The organism is Sphingobacterium yanglingense (assembly GCF_004363245.1).
Taxonomy (GTDB): domain Bacteria; phylum Bacteroidota; class Bacteroidia; order Sphingobacteriales; family Sphingobacteriaceae; genus Sphingobacterium; species Sphingobacterium yanglingense.
The window spans coordinates 409398-427806 of record NZ_SNYV01000011.1 but is presented as its reverse complement, the minus strand read 5'-3'; the positions used below and the strand labels follow the sequence as shown (position 1 = coordinate 427806).

At 41.5% G+C, this 18409-nt stretch carries 14 protein-coding genes; 6 read left to right on the top strand and 8 right to left on the bottom strand.

The window, feature by feature from the left end; genetic code table 11:
* From topA to yihA, 3 genes are all read right to left on the bottom strand, one after another.
* A complete protein-coding gene (topA, locus tag CLV99_RS03915; RefSeq protein ID WP_133583179.1) occupies window positions 1-2382 on the bottom strand; it encodes a type I DNA topoisomerase in 2382 nt (793 codons plus the stop codon).
* 81 nt (window positions 2383-2463) lie between these two features.
* Window positions 2464-3327 carry a UbiA-like polyprenyltransferase gene (locus CLV99_RS03910; RefSeq protein WP_133583178.1) on the bottom strand — a complete coding sequence of 288 codons (864 nt, stop codon included), beginning with the start codon at window positions 3325-3327 and terminating at the stop codon, window positions 2464-2466.
* Window positions 3328-3329: 2 nt separating this feature from the next.
* On the bottom strand, window positions 3330-3944 hold the full coding sequence (yihA, locus tag CLV99_RS03905) for a ribosome biogenesis GTP-binding protein YihA/YsxC (RefSeq protein WP_133583177.1): 615 nt from the start codon (window positions 3942-3944) through the stop codon (window positions 3330-3332).
* A gap of 98 nt (window positions 3945-4042) precedes the next feature.
* Between yihA and CLV99_RS03900 the strand changes: the two genes are divergently transcribed.
* The 4 genes from CLV99_RS03900 (at window position 4043) to CLV99_RS03885 (ending at window position 7962) form a co-directional block, all read left to right on the top strand.
* The gene (locus CLV99_RS03900; protein ID WP_133583176.1) at window positions 4043-4969 is read left to right on the top strand and encodes an ABC transporter ATP-binding protein; all 927 of its coding nucleotides are present in this window, start codon (window positions 4043-4045) and stop codon (window positions 4967-4969) included.
* Window positions 4962-6299, top strand: a complete 1338-nt coding sequence (locus tag CLV99_RS03895; protein ID WP_133583175.1) for an ABC transporter permease — start codon at window positions 4962-4964, stop codon at window positions 6297-6299. Before CLV99_RS03900 ends, CLV99_RS03895 begins: the two co-directional genes overlap by 8 nt.
* Window positions 6300-6333: 34 nt before the next feature.
* Window positions 6334-7512 carry a Na+/H+ antiporter NhaA gene (nhaA, locus tag CLV99_RS03890; protein WP_133583174.1) on the top strand — a complete coding sequence of 393 codons (1179 nt, stop codon included), beginning with the start codon at window positions 6334-6336 and terminating at the stop codon, window positions 7510-7512.
* 111 nt (window positions 7513-7623) lie between these two features.
* Window positions 7624-7962 carry a DUF2853 family protein gene (locus CLV99_RS03885; protein WP_133583173.1) on the top strand — a complete coding sequence of 113 codons (339 nt, stop codon included), beginning with the start codon at window positions 7624-7626 and terminating at the stop codon, window positions 7960-7962.
* Window positions 7963-7999: 37 nt separating this feature from the next.
* Here the strand turns inward: CLV99_RS03885 and CLV99_RS03880 are convergent, their stop codons facing one another.
* On the bottom strand, window positions 8000-8509 hold the full coding sequence (locus CLV99_RS03880; RefSeq protein ID WP_133583172.1) for a lipocalin-like domain-containing protein: 510 nt from the start codon (window positions 8507-8509) through the stop codon (window positions 8000-8002).
* 116 nt (window positions 8510-8625) lie between these two features.
* On the opposite strand from CLV99_RS03880, the gene CLV99_RS03875 reads away from it, so the two are divergent.
* A complete protein-coding gene (locus CLV99_RS03875; protein ID WP_133583171.1) occupies window positions 8626-9495 on the top strand; it encodes a cupin-like domain-containing protein in 870 nt (289 codons plus the stop codon).
* Between the two features lie 19 nt (window positions 9496-9514).
* Window positions 9515-9889 (top strand): YchJ family protein, encoded by a 375-nt coding sequence (locus CLV99_RS03870; protein WP_246032689.1) that lies wholly within the window; start codon window positions 9515-9517, stop codon window positions 9887-9889.
* A gap of 316 nt (window positions 9890-10205) precedes the next feature.
* Here CLV99_RS03870 and CLV99_RS03865 read toward each other — a convergent pair whose 3' ends face one another.
* From CLV99_RS03865 to CLV99_RS03850, 4 genes are read right to left on the bottom strand one after another with little or no spacing between them, the layout of a single operon-like run.
* The gene (locus CLV99_RS03865) at window positions 10206-12515 is read right to left on the bottom strand and encodes a Gldg family protein (RefSeq protein ID WP_162850018.1); all 2310 of its coding nucleotides are present in this window, start codon (window positions 12513-12515) and stop codon (window positions 10206-10208) included.
* Between the two features lie 22 nt (window positions 12516-12537).
* Complete coding sequence (locus CLV99_RS03860; protein WP_133583168.1) at window positions 12538-13458, bottom strand: ABC transporter ATP-binding protein; 921 nt, start codon at window positions 13456-13458, stop codon at window positions 12538-12540.
* Window positions 13459-14838 (bottom strand): RagB/SusD family nutrient uptake outer membrane protein, encoded by a 1380-nt coding sequence (locus tag CLV99_RS03855; protein ID WP_211348404.1) that lies wholly within the window; start codon window positions 14836-14838, stop codon window positions 13459-13461.
* A gap of 18 nt (window positions 14839-14856) precedes the next feature.
* Complete coding sequence (locus CLV99_RS03850) at window positions 14857-18372, bottom strand: SusC/RagA family TonB-linked outer membrane protein (RefSeq protein WP_133583166.1); 3516 nt, start codon at window positions 18370-18372, stop codon at window positions 14857-14859.
* Window positions 18373-18409 lie beyond the last annotated feature (37 nt).

Genomic DNA, 18409 nt, shown 5'->3' with positions numbered 1-18409 from the left:
CTACTTCTTTTTTGTCGCAGCTTTCTTAGCTGCAGGTTTTTTAGCTGCAGTTTTTTTTACTACTTTCTTTGTTGCTTTTGCGGCTTTAGGGTCTTCTGCTGCCCACTTTAAGACATCTTCATACGTAATCGCGGAGATATCTGTTGCCTTAGGTATCTTAAGATTTTGCTTACCGAAACGAATAAATGGTCCCCATCTTCCGTTTTCAATCTGCGCATCTGGATTTTCGTCGAATACACGGATTACTTTCTCGATATCTTTTTGACGCTTCTCTTTTATAATTTCTATAGCCTGCTCTTCAGTCACATCCAAAGGATCTACGCCTTTAGGTAACGAATAAAATGCTGATTGGTGCTTGATGTAAGGGCCGAATCGACCTATCGCCACCGTCATTTCTTTTTCTTCAAATTCACCGACTTTCTTCGGAAGCTTGAATAATTCCATGGCATCCTCGAAAGTGATTGTTTCAATCATCTGTCCTTTACGCAAAGAGGCAAAACGTGGTTTCTCCTCGTCGTCTGCAGAACCAATCTGAACCAATGGGCCAAATCGTCCGACACGCACACTGACCGGTTTGCCACTCTCTGGGTCTACTCCTAGTTCGCGCTCGTTATTCGCCCGCTCAGCATTTTCCAAGGTGTCTTCCACCTCGTCGTGGAATGGGCGATAGAATGCTTCTAGCATATCCGTCCACTCCTTCTGCCCTTGTGCTATCTCGTCAAATTCTTTTTCTACACGTGCGGTAAAATTGAAATCAACAATGCCTTTGAAATGCTCAACCAAGAAATCATTAACCAAAACACCAATATCAGTCGGGAACAACTTATTGCGCTCCACCCCGGTCATTTCAGTTTTCTTGACTTCAGTAATTTCATTAGCGGTTAGTTTCAACACGTTGTAATCACGTGACTTACCATCTCGGTCTTCTTTGATTACATAACCTCTATTTTGAATTGTAGAAATCGTAGGCGCATACGTGGACGGTCTTCCGATCCCCAATTCTTCTAGTTTTTTGACCAGTGAAGCCTCTGTATAGCGTGCTGGCGGACGCGAGAAGCGCTCGGTAGCGGTCATCTCATTTAATATTAAGCCCTGCCCTTTCTCTAATGGAGGTAGTAATGTATTATCGGCGTCATCGTCCGCTACTACATCATTTTCCTCGTCGGTAGACTCCATGTATACTTTCAAGAAACCATCAAATCGCATGATCTCCCCGGTCGCTGTAAGTTCCTCTTTACGTGTAGAGATGCTAATTTTAGCAACAGTCTTCTCGAACTCAGCCTCGCTCATCTGCGATGCGATAGCACGCTTCCAAATTAACTCATACAAACGACGCTCTGAAGGATCCCCTTCGATGGAATGTGCCGAAAAATAAGTCGGTCGTATGGCTTCGTGCGCTTCCTGTGCACCAGCAGCCTTAGTTTTATATTTTCTTAGCTTATGGTATTTTTCCCCGTAAGCTTTGACGATCTCATTTTCTGCTGCCTGTATTGCCGTATCTGATAAGTTGACGGAATCTGTACGCATATAGGTAATACGCCCTGCTTCATACAGTCGCTGTGCTACCTGCATGGTTCTCGCTACAGAAAATCCTAATTTACGACTCGCCTCCTGTTGTAAAGTAGACGTCGTAAAAGGAGCTGCCGGATTTCTACGTGCAGGTTTCTTTTCCAATGAAGCAATTGCAAAATCAGCACTCATGCTATCATTTAGAAAAGCTTTAGCATCTTCCTTTCTATCAAAACGTTGTGGCAACTCGGCTTTAAAAAGCTCTTTCCCTTTACCTGTGTGAAATATTGCTACAATCTTAAAAGCAGCTTCGGCATTAAATCTATTTATCTCCCGCTCTCGCTCTACGATAACACGTACAGCGACAGATTGTACCCGTCCTGCAGATAGCGAAGGCTTCACTTTCCGCCAAAGTACCGGAGATAATTCAAACCCCACCAATCTATCCAACACACGACGTGCTTGCTGTGCATGCACTAGGTTATAATCTATTTTACGTGGATTCTCAATGGCATTTAATATAGCAGGCTTCGTGATTTCATGGAATACGATCCGCTTGGTCGCGTTTTCCTTTAATCCTAAGGTTTCGAATAAGTGCCATGAAATAGCCTCTCCCTCGCGGTCCTCATCGGACGCTAACCAGACCGTTTCTGCAGTTTTGGCCAACTTCTTTAACTCACTGACTACCGCTTTCTTATCGGAAGGAACTTCATATTTTTGTTCAAACTTATTATCGGTATCGATAGCGTCGTCCGTCTTTACTAAATCACGAATATGTCCGTAACTAGACTTAACCAAAAAATCACTTCCTAAATATCCTTCTATCGTCTTAGCCTTTGCTGGCGACTCTACTATCAATAAATTTTTAGCCATTAACTTTATAAGATTTCTGCAAATATTAGTATTTCAAAATGGAATGACAATTATTTTTACTAATAATATTGTAAAAGTTTCTTATATCATCCAGTGCCCGGACAAAACATCCAAAAGGTAGAAACAGGCAAAGACCACAGAGGCAATGCCGTTTGTAGTCATAAATGCGCGGTCTACCCGAGATAGGTCTGTAGGACTTACAATACGATGTTGGTAGATTAAAAGTGCACCATAAAATAATACACCTATATAATATAATACCCCCACCGGTGTCGAAAAGACAGGCAACAGAATGAAGATAAAAGACATCACATGCAGTACTTCGGATAGGCGTAACGCCTTATTACCGCCATAATTCGCAGGAATCGACTGCAGGTTATGAGCTCTGTCAAATTCTTCGTCCTGCAACGCGTAGATGATGTCAAACCCGCTGACCCAAGTAAGCACGGCCAGACCATACCATATCGGTACGATATGAAACTGCCCTGTAACAGCGAGATAAGCACCAACCGGCGCCAATCCCAAGCCTAAGCCCAATACCAAATGACAAAGCGGCGATATCCGCTTCATATAAGAGTAGAATAATACCACAAACAATGCTACAGGTGACAGCACCAAACACATGGGATTGATGAAATAGGTAGCAATGGTAAAAACTATACCGTTTAGAATTGTAAATGTAAACGCAGCCTTAGGGCTAATCCGCCCAGCTGGGATATCCCTGACCGCGGTTCTTGGATTGAGCGCATCCACATCTCTATCCAAATACCGATTGAACGCCATAGCGGCGTTGCGGGCGGTAACCATACATAATAACATCAAACCGAATAGTTTCCATTCAAACTGAAAATCTGTGGTTGACACTGCTAGAAAAAAACCAATGATAGCAAAAGGCAGTGCAAATATGCTATGCGCAAATAGCACTAAAGACATGTATTTCTTCATAGTTACGAAACGGAAGGTGCCGTAAAATCAAGATTAATGGAATCAATTTTCTCTAGTATAGGTTCAAGTCCTACCTTATCTTCTGCCGATGTCAGAAAACGTGTAGGTACTTCTTCAAACCATTTAAGGAGAGCTCGTTTAAATTTCGCCATATTCTGGTCCGACTTAACGATAGATTGTTTATCTGCTTTAGTGAAAATCAACATAAACGGCAGCCCCTTCTCTCCTAACCAACAACAAAAGTCTAAATCTATTTTCTGTGGTTCCAAACGGCTATCGATAAGCACAAAAATACACTGTAGATTCTCTCTGCTCAGTAAATATTTACGGATAAATTTCTCCCAATCCGCTCTGTTCTTCTTGGAGGTCTGCGCGTATCCGTATCCAGGTAAATCGACAAGATACCAAGTATCATTAATCAAAAAATGATTGATAAGCTGTGTTTTTCCAGGTTTTTGCGAAGTTTTGGCAAGTCCTTTCTTATTCGTCAAAGCATTGATTAACGATGATTTACCGACATTGGAGCGCCCAATGAAAGCATATTCTGGTATTGTGGAATCTGGTAATTTGTCTACCTGTGTATTACTACAAACAAATTCAGCGGATTTGATAAGCATAAACAAAGGTAAAATTAATTTAAGAAATTAAAGAAGCCTTTTAACTTGATTCAAAAACCTGTGATAATTTTATTATTTTAGGCATTCACAAAACGACTATGTTAGAAATACGGAATATTGTAAAACAATATGCAGACCATCGGGCATTGGACGACGTCTCTTTGTATGTCCCTGAAGGTAAGATTTTCGGATTACTGGGACCTAATGGTGCTGGAAAAACTTCGTTAATACGGATTATCAATCAGATTACAGCACCCGATTCGGGCGAAATACTTTTCAATAATCAACCCTTGTCCAGCCAGCACATCAGCGCTATAGGCTACTTACCGGAAGAAAGGGGGTTGTATAAAAAGATGAAGGTCGGTGAACAAATGGTTTATTTGGCACAGCTTAAAGGCCTTAGTCGGCAAGATGCAAACAAACGATTAAACTATTGGTTTGAAAAACTGGAAATCGGTAGCTGGTGGAATAAGCGCATTGAGGACCTAAGTAAGGGAATGCAGCAAAAGGTACAGTTTGTAGCTACAGTATTACATGAGCCCCAGTTAATCATATTGGACGAACCCTTCTCTGGCTTTGACCCTGTCAATGCACAGGTAATACAGGATGAAATCCTCGAATTGAACGAGAAGGGAGCAACTATTATCTATTCTACCCATCGGATGGAGACTGTAGAAGAGCTCTGTGATAACATCGCATTAATCAATAAGTCAAAAAAGGTGCTTGATGGTTCGGTAAAAGAAATCAAAAAGCAATATAATAGCCAGACCTACCTCATAGACTATCAGGGGCCTTTGCTGTCGGATGATCTATTGAACAACGCGTCTCTATTTAATATCATAGCGCATACCTCGCATCAAGATGAAACTCAACTGAAAATAAAGCTTACTGAAGCGGTCACCCTAAATCAGGCGATCCATCACCTACTGGACAAGATCCAGATTACACAGATTAAGGAAATCATTCCTTCTATTCACGATATATTCATTGAAAAAGTATCTCAAAGCTCTGTAACCCATGCATAAGATTGCACTCATTATACAACGCGAATACCTAACACGAGTTAGAAAGCGTTCTTTTTTACTGACGACTTTTTTGGTTCCCTTATTCTTTATAGGAATGTATGTCGGTATTATATTCCTAACCAAGAAGAGTTTTGACGAAACACATGCTGTTGTTTATATCATTGACCAAGAGGGAGCTATTGCTCCCAAGCTAAAGTCAACGAAAAACATCACCTACATACATAGTAACAAAGCGCTTCAGGAACAGCTCTCGACGCTTAAGGATGAAGAAGCAAGCAATACGAGTATTCTCGTTATTCCGAAAGACTTCTTAAGTAACCCCAATGTGGAGTTTTTGGCTGCTAATAAGCCAAATGTAAGTACGCAGAACGAAATCAAAAGTAATCTGAGTGACATTATAAGAGATTTTAAGTACCAAAAACTAGGTATCAATATCGATAGCTTACATAATATTGACACTACAGTAGCGATTAATGCCAAAGAAGTGACGGCCGATGGAGAAACCAAAGATAGCAATACGGAAATAGCGATGGGTATCGCCTTGGCGCTATCTATTCTAGTATACATATCCCTATTTCTGTACGGTTCGCAGGTAATGCGGGGCATCATCGAAGAGAAGAGTAATAGAATCATTGAAGTAATAATCTCTTCCGTAAAGCCGTTTCAACTGATGATGGGTAAGATAATTGGAATTGGTCTGGTCGGTCTTACGCAATTTGTGTTATGGGTTGTGCTATCCTTTATGTTGGCAGGTGTCGCTTCCACCTTTTTTGTGTCTAAAGCGGAACTAGGCGAACAGGTAATGGGCTCTAAGATGATGGAAAGTAATAGCGAGCAAATCGCTCAATCAGGCGGTAGCCTAAATGGTATATCGCCAGAAGCCTGGGCAATGATTCAGTCGGTCAACTTCACCGAAATCATTGTGTGCTTCTTTATCTTTTTCCTTGGTGGCTATTTAATCTATAGTGCGCTTTTCGCTGCTGTGGGATCGGCAGTGGATAGTGAGACGGAGGCTTCTCAGTTTACCATGCCAATTACGATGCCGCTGCTCCTCACCTATGCACTGTCATTTGGCGTATTGATGAACGACCCGCATGGTACGGTTGCTACCTGGCTAAGTTTTATTCCCTTCACCTCGCCCATAGCCATGTTGGTCCGGGTTCCATTTGGTGTCCCCCTATGGCAGATTGTGGTATCGGCTTTGCTGCTGATTGCCGGATTTATATTTACGACTTGGGTTGCGGCCCGCATTTATAGGGTTGGGATTTTGATGTATGGGAAAAAACCAAGTTACAAAGAGCTTCTAAAGTGGTTTAGATATAAAAGTTAATTACCTTTGTGCCTCAAATTAAATTTTAGCTTTCATGTCTAAACTAATAAATCTACGGTCATTCAAAAATTTTTTCGAATCCAGTTCAGGTGGGGGTATCCTACTCTTTATATGTGTTGTATTAGCACTGATTATCGCAAATTCTTTCTATAGTGAGGGGTTAGCAAGTCTACTAAACACTTCAATAGGCTTTGAAAATAGCAGCATACAGCTCAAATACTCCCTAAAACAATGGATTGATGACGGGCTTATGGCTGTTTTTTTCCTTTTAGTAGGTTTAGAGATAAAACGGGAACTCGTCGAAGGTGAGCTTGCCTCCCCTAAGAAAGCTGCTTTACCCATATTTGCCGCTATAGGTGGTGCGCTTGTGCCAGCTGGTATCTATACTTTATTCAACTACGGTGAACCTACCGCTCACGGCTGGGGAATCCCGATGGCGACCGACATTGCCTTTGCTCTAGCCGTTATTTCTCTGCTGGGCAATCGCGTTCCGGCAAGTCTCAAAGTGTTTTTGGCTGCACTAGCTATTGTAGATGACCTCCTGGCTATACTTGTAATTGCGATATTCTATTCGACGACCTTACACTACACTTACCTTTTGATTGCATTGGGATTATTCTTACTTCAATTGCTCTTCAATAGATTGGGTATTCAGAAACTGGTATTCTATATTATCCCGGGAATAATAATGTGGTATTTTATTCATCATTCCGGAATACACGCGACTATTGCCGGGGTATTGACAGCGATGACTATACCGACCACGCCAGACGACAAAGAGTCTCCACTGGAGCGCTTAGAGCATATACTCGCCAAACCGGTCAATTTTATCATCATCCCGCTCTTTGCCTTTGCAAATACGGCAATCGTACTGCATCAGGAGATGATACAAGGGTTGACCTCCTCTATGGGACTGGGTATTATCCTGGGGCTATTGGTCGGAAAATCCCTAGGTATATTATCAACCTGTTGGCTCTGTGTCAAACTTGGTGTATCTAGCCTGCCTGAAGGCGCCACCTGGAAGCATATGTTTGGTGTAGGACTACTAGGCGGAATAGGATTTACGATGTCCATCTTTGTAGCGATGTTATCGTTTGACGATGCACTGCACATTGAAGAAGCAAAATTGGCTGTCCTTCTGACATCTTGTGCGGCTGGTCTACTGGGCTATTTTTATCTCGCCTTATTGGGCAAGCAAAATAAACAGCTATAGTAATAGCGCTACAATCTAGATTTATATTCACAGCATGTTTGTTTTTATAAGATATTATTGATTAAATTTAAAGTACTATTAATCATTAGTATTAAATAAACTGAAAAAGCAATGAGTAAACTAGACGAAAAAGTAGCAGCGTATGTTGCAGAAGCAAAAAAGTTAAAACTTGACCTTGACGAAAACCTTATCGCTTCGGTTACAAAGGGATTAGGCCCATCTATTTACAAAGCTGATGCGGAGACAGTAGCAGCCTCAGACAAAGCCGAATTGGACCGCTTGAAAAAGAACTTCTTGGTCAACAAGCTGGGGTTAAAAGATGACGCTAAACTAGATGCCGCCATCAATGAGGTGATAGAAGCAATGGGCAAATCCAACAAAAACAAATATAGAGCCCTTGTATATGCGCTATTAGTGAAAAAATTCAAAAAAGAATCTGTTTATAAATAGCAAAAGCGGCGAAGGAATTTCCTTCGCCGCTTTCTTTTTAATGGTCTGCTACAAAAAAGTTTGTCATCGCATCTTCTTCTATTGCCGACATGTCTATATCCTTTCCGATACGTTTCCAGGTCATGTGTGCATGTATCATCCTTCCCCCCGAACGTATGGGGTCCAATGACTTCTGAAACAAGACGTCGCCATCAAAGTCCAACTTACGTACATGCCGGCTCCCCTCCCAATTAGGAAAGAAGGAACTCTCAATATCATAAACCACATGTGCGTTTCTATTGTCTACGGTGTATCGGCCACTAAAAGCCAGATAGCCCTTTATTCGTTGTTCAGCTTCTTCTGTAGAAACCTTTAGGCGGTCGTCCGAAACACATTTTAGGTGATCCCGGCTAGAAATCTGCACGGCCATATACCCATCTGGACCATATAATAACAGTCCTTTAGGTGTTTTTCCAAAAGGAAAAGAAGAATCCAAACCATCTAGGGGAACTTCTATATAAGAAAGGAGTTCCCATGTCCCTATTATTTCATTTTTTATCGATGTCATTTCTGAGGTTGTTTCTTTAACAACGCTTAAAGCCCCAAAATAGTTTAGCAGTAAAGTTGTATTTGTGTCATAAAAATTCAAATATTTATTACTTTTATAGGTAAGCATAGAAGTATATGATTTTATCGCAAGTCGACACGGTTCAAGATATATCTAAAGAGGATTTTTTAAAAAAGTATTTTATCCCGCAGCGCCCTGTTCTTATCAAGGGCTACGCCCGCAAGTGGAAAGATTTTGACAAATGGAATCTGGATTATATCTACAGTCAGGTTGGCGAACAGGAAGTCGGGCTCTACGATAATAAACCGGCAGATCCGAATAAAGCGACGAATGAACCGGTGACCCACATGCGGTTTAAAGATTATATCACGCTGATAAAGAAACAGCCGTCGGACTATAGGATTTTCTTCTACATCATTACCGACCATCTGCCCGAACTATTGAAAAACTTCAGCTATCCGGATTTAGGCTTCAAGTATTTCAAACGCATACCAACCTTGTTCTTTGGAGGAAGTGAGGCTCGCGTACTGATGCACTACGATGTAGATCTCGGAGATTTATTGCACTTTCAGTTTGAAGGAAAAAAGCGGGTACTATTATTCCCACCCGATCAATCTGCTTTTCTCTATAAGGTTCCTCTGTCAGTACATACCGTTTATAACATCGATTATGAGAACCCCGACTATCAGGAGTTCCCAGCCCTGCAATATGCCCAAGGCTATGAAATATTCATGGAACATGGCGACGCCCTATTTATGCCGAGTGGATACTGGCATTTCAACCGCTACCTAGAAGCAGGCTTCTCTGTAACATTACGCTCGTTTCCGAGTGGTCCAAAACGTCTGCTAAAAATGCTTAACGAGGTCTTTATTATCCGCTATACCGATAAAATAATGCGTAAAATATGGAAGAAGAAATGGGTCCAACGCAAACAGGAAAAAGCGTATCAAAAAAGCCAGGAGGCCTTAAAAGAATATTTAAAATAAATTAACATATAGTATACTTATGACTTGTCCATGCGGAAGCGAGCGGGATTTTGTGCACTGTTGCGCACTGATACATAGTGGCCAACAGAAAGCCTCTACCGCCGAATTACTAATGCGTGCCCGATACAGTGCCTTTGTCGTGGCCAATATCGATTTCCTCTACAACAGCTTCCACCCATCTACCCGTCGCTTCCAAAGCAAACAGGATATTGAGAGCTGGGCTACAGCCAATAGCTGGGTGTCACTAGAGATTATGAAGTCGACTGTGCAGACGGTAGAATTCAGAGCGCACTATAAAGACGAAGATGGTGTAGTGCGTGTACACCATGAAAAATCGAATTTTAAAGAACTGCAGGGAAACTGGTACTATGTAGATGGAAGGTTAATAGATTGATGCTTAACATAAACTTAACATGTGATTAATAAAAGACTAACAGTTCGTCGCTATATTTGTATCAATAAAAATAAATGTTATGATTAAAGATTTAGAAATCACAAATTTAGAACACACCATCGATACGCAGGAATGGCTATACGATGGCGATGACTTCGTAATTCTAGAAGACTAGAATTACTGCGAATACTTAAACTAATTGTTTAGGTATATTTCATTCGAATCACATTCAGTAATAAGTTTATATAGCAAAACAAGGTGTCAAACCTTAAAAAAGAATCCCCGATTTACTCGGGGATTTTTTATTTCAATAGTTCTATTTTCTCTTTCTCAGGGTCAATACCAGCCCGCCAAGTAATAATAATAGAATTGGGAACACGTAGACAAATACCACACGCATAGCCGATGCTCCTTTGGTCGTAAGTGTTATCTCATTGTCGACAGGAAGAATAGGCTCAATCATAATCGGATAGGTCGAACTGGTAAACCATTCGTACAATCCGGAATAAAACTGGGTGTTACTATTACCCGTGGTCTTTCTAAAAGTACCAAGTTCTATATTACTGATAAAGTCAGCGTCGCTTACTAAAGCAATCCTTTGCTCTCTATCTCCTACTGTACGTGTCAGGCCGATAGCAACATCTGCAACCATTGCCCTATCTCCATTTTCGGTAGCGTAGCTGACACGTAGTGAATCGCTATCTAGCTTTGTGCGCTTAAGCCAAGCGTTTTTCTCCTTTACCTGAAGTATAGGGAATACGTCAAAATCGCTTTTGCTAACGGTCTTGAACACTCCCGGGCTTAAAAAGACCGTTTTAAAAACGCTATCTTTTACTGCAGAAGCCATAATCTCTCCCATCTTAGACGATTCCTTGGCAGCTCGGGCATAAACAACGTTGGCTGCAATCTCGACGTTGTTCTGAACCATAGCACCTTCTTCAAAGTCTACACCGAGATAACTCAATACAGGCTCTAGATAAGCTTTCTGCTCTGGCTCCGCAAACACCAACATGTTCCCCCCTTTGTCAAGGTAACTCTTAATCTTACCGATGGCTACCGCGCTCAGGTGTTGTCTTGGATCTGCGATGACCAAAGTACTGATATCTGCTGGAATTTCGTCGTTGTCCAAAGCCAAAGTAAACGAATCAAATCCATTGTTTACCAAGGAATTTCGTTGTGTAATATCATTTGTTGCTTGACGGTATCCACGCTCCGTATTATTATCAATAGCACGCATATCATACCCGCCTACAAAAGCAATCTTTGCCCCTCCTATTTGGAGACGCTTCAACGCAGCAACAATATTAGGTTCTCCCGGATGTTTGAAGAAATCGTTGTACAAGCGTAGGTAGGTTTTCTTATCTCCACTTTCCAAAACGCGCACCATGCGGTTGCCTTCTGCAGATAGGTCTATTTTCTTACGTATCTCAGCAGGTGTTAGAAAGTCATTGATATTGAGTTTGTAGGTCTCTACGACATTATTAGCGACCTGCTCTAGCGAAAGGCCCTTGTTGATTTTATTTTCAAATAAGGATTTGTTTTCGCAGGTATCGTAATAATACACATACTCCATTTCCATATCCGGTAGGAAACGTTGGTATTGCTCAAAGCGGGACATATCCGCATTCCGTTGTTTCTTGGCTCCGATGTTATAGTCCGGGTCCAGAAGGTTGACGTAGGTTGTTATCTTCAACGGCTGTTCCATCTTCTTTACAATCGCTATCCCTGTCTTGCTGAGTGTGCGGGTGCCTTGCGAAGTGACGTCATTATAGAATGTCATTCGAGGAAGAGAAGCGACGTAACCGATACACACTAGCGCTACGACAAATCCAGTATAGATGGCAATCTTCTGTCCAATATTTTTAGACGAACGCGCCATCTCCATTTTGAGAATAGTGAGTCCTAAAAACAAAGATATGACAACTAGAAAATAGATAATGTCTTTGGAACGCACCAATCCGCCAATCATACTATCTGCTTTTCCGCTCACCGAAAAGAAGTAGGCTATGTGGCGTACAAAATCTACATCCTGCCATAAACCACCTATATAATGTAGAAAAGTAAGCAATACTAAGGTACTGATCGCAGCAACAACCTGATATGAGGTAAGGCTGGACAAGAACAAACCGATGGCAGCATATGCGCCAAAAAGCAGAAATAAACCTACTAAAGCGGTAAACATCCAGGTCCATTCGAAGTTTGGAATCACTGCACCTCCACAAATTATGAATACGAACAGCAATGAGAACAATAATAACCCATAGACCATTATCCCTAGATATTTGCCTAGTATGATCTCCAATGTACTGATTGGTGAGGACTGTAACAGCTTAATCGAGCCGCTGTGCAGCTCCCGGCTGATAAGCCCCATGGTCAACAAGGGAACAAAGAGATACAACTGGGACTGTACAGTCAAGAACAAACCGGGGGTCTGCCCATGGGTAAAGATATAGTCCGTCAGATTGACCGTATTATAGCCTAATGCTTTGTATGAAGCGTATAGCTCGAGTTTGGTAACAAACGAAATTCCGAACTGTACTGCGAACACTAAAAATACCAGCCAAGCAATAGGGGAAAAAAATAATGATGCAAGCTCTAACCTTGCAATTCTAAGTATAACGCGCATAATTAAATAGCTTGAACAGTTTTTAGTGTGATGATAATTGTTTGAACACATCGTCCAGTGAACTCTTCTCTTGGGAAATCTCCTTCAAGCCCCATTTTTGGGAAACACTCAGATGAATAATAGCTTCATTGACCTCTTTGGATTTGTCTACCTTGAAAACAATCTCATGATCATCGTATCGAACGATAGACTCTACCCCTTCGATCTGGAGAAACTCTTCTTGTGTTGGCGGATTTTTCATCCACACTCTGACTTCGTTCGACTCAATGTAATTATTGAAAGCATCCATCGTATCCGCAAATACGATTCTTCCGCCCTCAATCATAATAATATCCTTACAGAGCACCTGCACCTCACTTAATATATGTGAGGAAAAAATCACAGCGCGTTCTTCTGCGATTTCTTTTATCAGTTTACGCACCTCGATAATCTGATTCGGATCTAAGCCATTGGTCGGCTCATCTAGTACCACTAGCTGAGGTTTATGGATAATGGCCTGCGCAATACCTACGCGTTGCCTATAGCCTCCAGAAAGGTTGCGTAGCAATCTATTACTAAAGTGAGCTATACCACAACGCTCCTTTGCGGCTTCTACGGCAGCTTTGATTTCCTTAGGAGCAATTCTTCTTAAGTAGGCACAGTGCGTCAAATATTCGTCGACGGTAAGTTCCAAATGTAAAGGCGGGTTCTGTGGGAGAAAACCAATTTTCTTCTTTGCTTCCCGTGCATTCTCGCGCGTGTCTAAGCCGTTGATCAATACTGATCCTTCGGTCTGGTTCAATACACCACATAAAATATTCATGGTGGTCGACTTACCTGCACCATTGGACCCTAGAAGTCCCAGTATACCCTTCGTGTTGATTTCGAAGTTGATATCTTTGATTGCCCACTGACTGCTATATCGGTGGGACAATCCTTTTATTGTTACTATATTTTCTGACATTTATCTTTCGTTCTGTATGAACCCTCTTATTTGAATCTCGTTGTCCGGAAGTGGCAACGTCCACCTTTTATCGTTTGGCTCCAATGTATACACTTTGTCATTGTTGTTGCGTTTCAACGTCACAGTGTATTTACCCTCCTTATTCTGTCTCCTATAATCCTCCCAAGTCAGTCCTCTGAAATACAATTCCCGTCTTCGCTCTTTCCATACGTATTCCATCAGATCGCTGTAATCTGACGCTTGGATTGGATTATAGTTAAATGTGGCAAATCTATTTTTGCGCAGTTTATTCAAAACAGGTAGCGCGTCCGCAGCTCTGTTGTTACGGATTAGACATTCGGCATAGTTGAGATAGACTTCACCAGCAGACACTCCAACAAATATATTGTAAGCGCCAGAAAAAGAACCTTTAAACTCCATTCGGCCGTCTGTAGCTATAGGTTGAAAGAATGCTTTTTTTCGCAAATCATTAGGCTCATACAAAGCCAATAAACTAGCGTCAGCATTATATCCCGTATATGAAGAGCCAGGTTTATTGATATGAGCATAATATAACAACTCTGGATTGGTCACGCCATAATCAGCTCCAAATGGATTAAGTTTACCTAAATCGAGTGTATTATAATCGATGAGCGCATTCTCTTTTTCAAACGCTAATGTTGCATATGCTAAAGCTTGATCATATCTTCCCATCTGCATCAATGTACGGACTAAAAACGTCGCTGCGGTAGCCTTGTTTGGTCTGAATCTACTTTTTGCTTTCTCAGGTAAAAGCTCAACAGCACGTTTTAGATCCGCAACTATAAACTGATAGACCTCTTCTACTGTATTACGGGTTACCTTTTCTTCAACATCCCTTTCCTGTTTAATAGGAACGCCTAAATCTGCTGCTGCTGTCTGTGCGTCGTAGGGTTTACAAAACAACTGCGCTAATTGGTAGTAGGTATAACCACGTATAAAAGAAGCGCCTCCAGCGACATTGTTCCAGTCATTCTGTTCACTAGCACTAGGTTTTAAATCCATTACCTCTAAAGCCAGATTTGCATACAAGATCCGTTGGTAGGCATTATTCCAATCCGTAGACTCATAACCGGAGAAAATTTCCTTCTCCCATAGGTAGCCATTTACTTCATACGGGATATTAGAAAGCCATGTTTTCAATACCCCATCTGGTAGATGGTATTCCGCAGCACCGACAAGTCCCAACGAAACTGTAGCACGCTCATTGATGATAGCGAAATTATCCAAAACCCCTTGGTAGTCTACAATACTTCCCGGAATAACCTGGGATTTGTCCCGCTTTACGTCTAAAAAATCTTTGCCACAACTTGCTGTCAATAGCAAGAAAGGCAGTACATATGTAAATTTCAAAAAATTCATTTTGTTCATCCTATTACATTACAAACTCAACTGCAAACCCAAATTATAACTACGTGGAATGACAAAGTCATCCGCATGATAGTCCGGATCTAAGCCCTCTTTATTAGCTTTCCATAACAAACCTAAGTTCGCCACATTCCCTGTGATACGCATGGATTGGAATGGGAGTTTAGGTATCCTACTCTTCCTCAGGGTATAGCCAAATGTTATATCCTTTAGACGGACTAGATCTCCTCTCGTGATTAAAGCGTCCGAAAAACTGTAATTGGTCGAACCATTGGCATCATACACTTCTGCGTAGGCTGGTACGTTAGTGAATTCTTCATCACCCGGCTTTTGCCATCTTTTGAAATAGTCCATATGGTATATGCCGTTGTATTCTGCTCCGGAGTACATCGAGCTACGACGGAATACTGAGCCTGATTTCCAAGTAATTAAAAAGCTAAGATCAAAGTTTTTGTATGAGAAGTCATTACGTACCGAACCAAAATAAGGGTCTACTGCCACACCAGCTTTATTCAGCGATTCTAAGCGTAACGAATTATGAAAAGCCAGATTATTCGTGCTACGTTCTCCATTGATGTACATGATTGGCATTCCGGTATCTCCATCCAAACCATTCCACGGAATAGAGTAGATTAAATCCCTACTGACACCTTCTACGGGTGCAGGAGGCGTATTGTAGTAGTCGTAGATTCTAGCTGTTGGATTCGTATAGACATTCGTTATTTTATTCTTTGTGATACTGAATAAAACAGTACTATTCCAAGTAAAGTCGCCGACCAAATTTTTAGAGTTTAGGGTTAAATCTATTCCTCTTGTACGCATCGCTGCGTAATTGACCAAGCTACTTGCTAGAGCCGTACCTCCAGTAATTATACCTGTACTCGGTGCCATAAAGTCTTTACCAATAAGGTCCTTTGCACTCTTCACATAAAACTCGAACGATCCGTTCAATCTATTAGAAAGCATTGCAAAATCAACAGCTGCATTAGTAGTTGATACCGTCTCCCAACGTAACGTCGGATTTCCTGCACTACGTACAGTCGCTTGGTTCTCAAAGTTAGGCTGCTTGATATTGAACTGCAACAAAGGGAAATGCGACACATCTTTAAACGTATTTCCCGCTTTTCCATAGGTCAATCGTGCCGTCAACTGCGATATCCAATCCACATTAAAAATTGTTTCGTTGTGTATATGCCATGCCCCACCGACAGACCACAATGGAATACCTTTTTGATTCGTCTTCACGCCATATAAATTCGATGCATCCCATCTCAAAGACGAGCTCAATACATAGCGATTAGAATACTCATAGCTCGCATTTGCGAAGTAAGACAAAAATCTATCTGTGAAGTGGCTAAGATTAATCGGGTATATACTAGGAATTAATGTCGATCCATCGGGCCTTGTATTATAGCTTTTTTTGAAGTCGAAATGAGATTCTCCCTGCCCGATATCCTTGTTATAATTATAGAATAAATGACCCGCAGTAGAATACCTCGTCGACGAGTTTACCTCTACACCTGCCAATGCATTGATCTTATGGTTACTATTAAAATTCTGATTGTAATATAGGGTACCGCGCGCATTGTTAAATTTCGACACGAAAGGCGTCCCTAACAACCGAATATCTCCATAAGGAATAACACGATTCATCTTATCATCTGTAAAGCGATTCACCAGGTTACGTACATAGTAAGATTCTTTATCGTAATACCTTTCACTATCGTTGTCACCTGTTCCATGGTTGTACGATACGGAAGCTTTGAAATGCTTTAGAAAGGTATAGTTTGCTTCCACATTGAAACGGATCTCTTTTCCTCGTCCTCTATTATCGATCAATCCTCTTTCCAATAAAGGATAGTAGTTCCAATCCAAGAGACCGGTATTTATAGGATCGTCCTTATAACTCTGTCTGTAATCCTTAATGATAGACAATGGATTTCCATACTCATCCGCCAAACGCGCATAAGGAGATAGCCCTACAGTTCCTCCCCCAAGCATGTCCATCTTCAATGCATTGTTTTGCGATTTCGTCTGGGTGTAATCAATACGCGCCGAAATCATTAGATCTTTGACGGGTTGGAAGGTATGTTGAGTAGACACATTCAACCTTTGACTCTCCTCACCGATCCAATTCGTCCTAGCTTTATTATATCCTGCAGCGAGGTAATATGCATAACTGGACGCTCCTCCTGAAAAATCCAGATTGTACTGTTGGGTTATTCCTGTTTGCATCAAGTACTTTGATACATCGTCCCTCACCTCTGTATTTCTGAAGCGCTCTTCAATCTGCGCTAGCTCAGCATCTGTAATAGTTCCATTTTTGTGCTTGAATAGCCATTCTGCATATTCAGGGATAGCATTCTGTACCAATGTAGAGCTATATTTGCCGCGGCCAAATTGCACCTTCTCCACATCCATAATCACCGAAGATGGTAACCTCCTACGGTTTTCCAACAAATCCGGCTTTTCGTCGAATGTACTTCTATAGGAAAAATTCACGCGGTTCGCCTGCCCTAGTTTTCCTTTTTTTGTGGTAATTACGATAACGCCATTTGCTGCCCTCGCCCCCCAGATGGATGCAGCCGCTGCGTCTTTCAATACCGTAATGCTCTCCACATCGCTTGGGTTGATAAAACTAAGATCTACGCCATAACTATCATTTGTGTTGTACATATTGCCTTCGTAAGGGAAATTATCCACAACAATCAATGGACGTTGATTTCCCTCCAAAGTTGACAAACCTCTTACCCGAACATCCTCAATATTAGAACTACCCGCTTTTGTAAATTGCATGCCACTCACCATTCCCTCTAGACGCTGTAAGATATCAGGGCTAGTTCCTCTTTCGATCGTCTTATTATCGATATGCACAAATGAACCTGTAGCACGCTCTCTAGGTGCTTGATAATAACCGGTATTCATCACGTTTACCTCTTCAATAGCTTGATCTGAGGGGAACAGCGTAATGGTACCCATCTGTGGTCGAGCCACCGCCTCTACAGGTTGATGCCCCAAGTACGTGATACGGATAATACTCTCGCTCGATACATTGGTCAACGTAAAATAACCATTCTCATCACTTAATGCGCCCCCCGAACTTCCTTTTACCTGAACAGTTGCACCTTTTACAAAACCTCCTTTATCATCCAGTATACGGCCTTTCACCTCGATGCCTTCTTGTATCGCATTAGCGGCAGCTTTCCATTTAGCCACTGTAGTTGCTTTATGCTCTATCGTAATAAGCTTATCCGATATACTATACTTTAAAGGCTGATTATGCATCATTTGATCCAATAGAGCATGCATATCATACTCTCCTGCTGGCAGATTGACCACCTTCAAACGCTTGATATCCTCATTCGAGTACACAAATCCGTAACCAGACTGTTTTTTGATCTCCTTAAAGATTTCTGACGGCTTAGTCTGTAACGCCGTAAACCGTATTTTCTGTGCCATCGCATCCATTTGAAAAGTCAATGGAGCATACAGCAGTAAAAAAGCGGCAATTTTACTTCTACTTACCATTAGGTTAACTACTAAATATTAGATTGATTAATTAAAA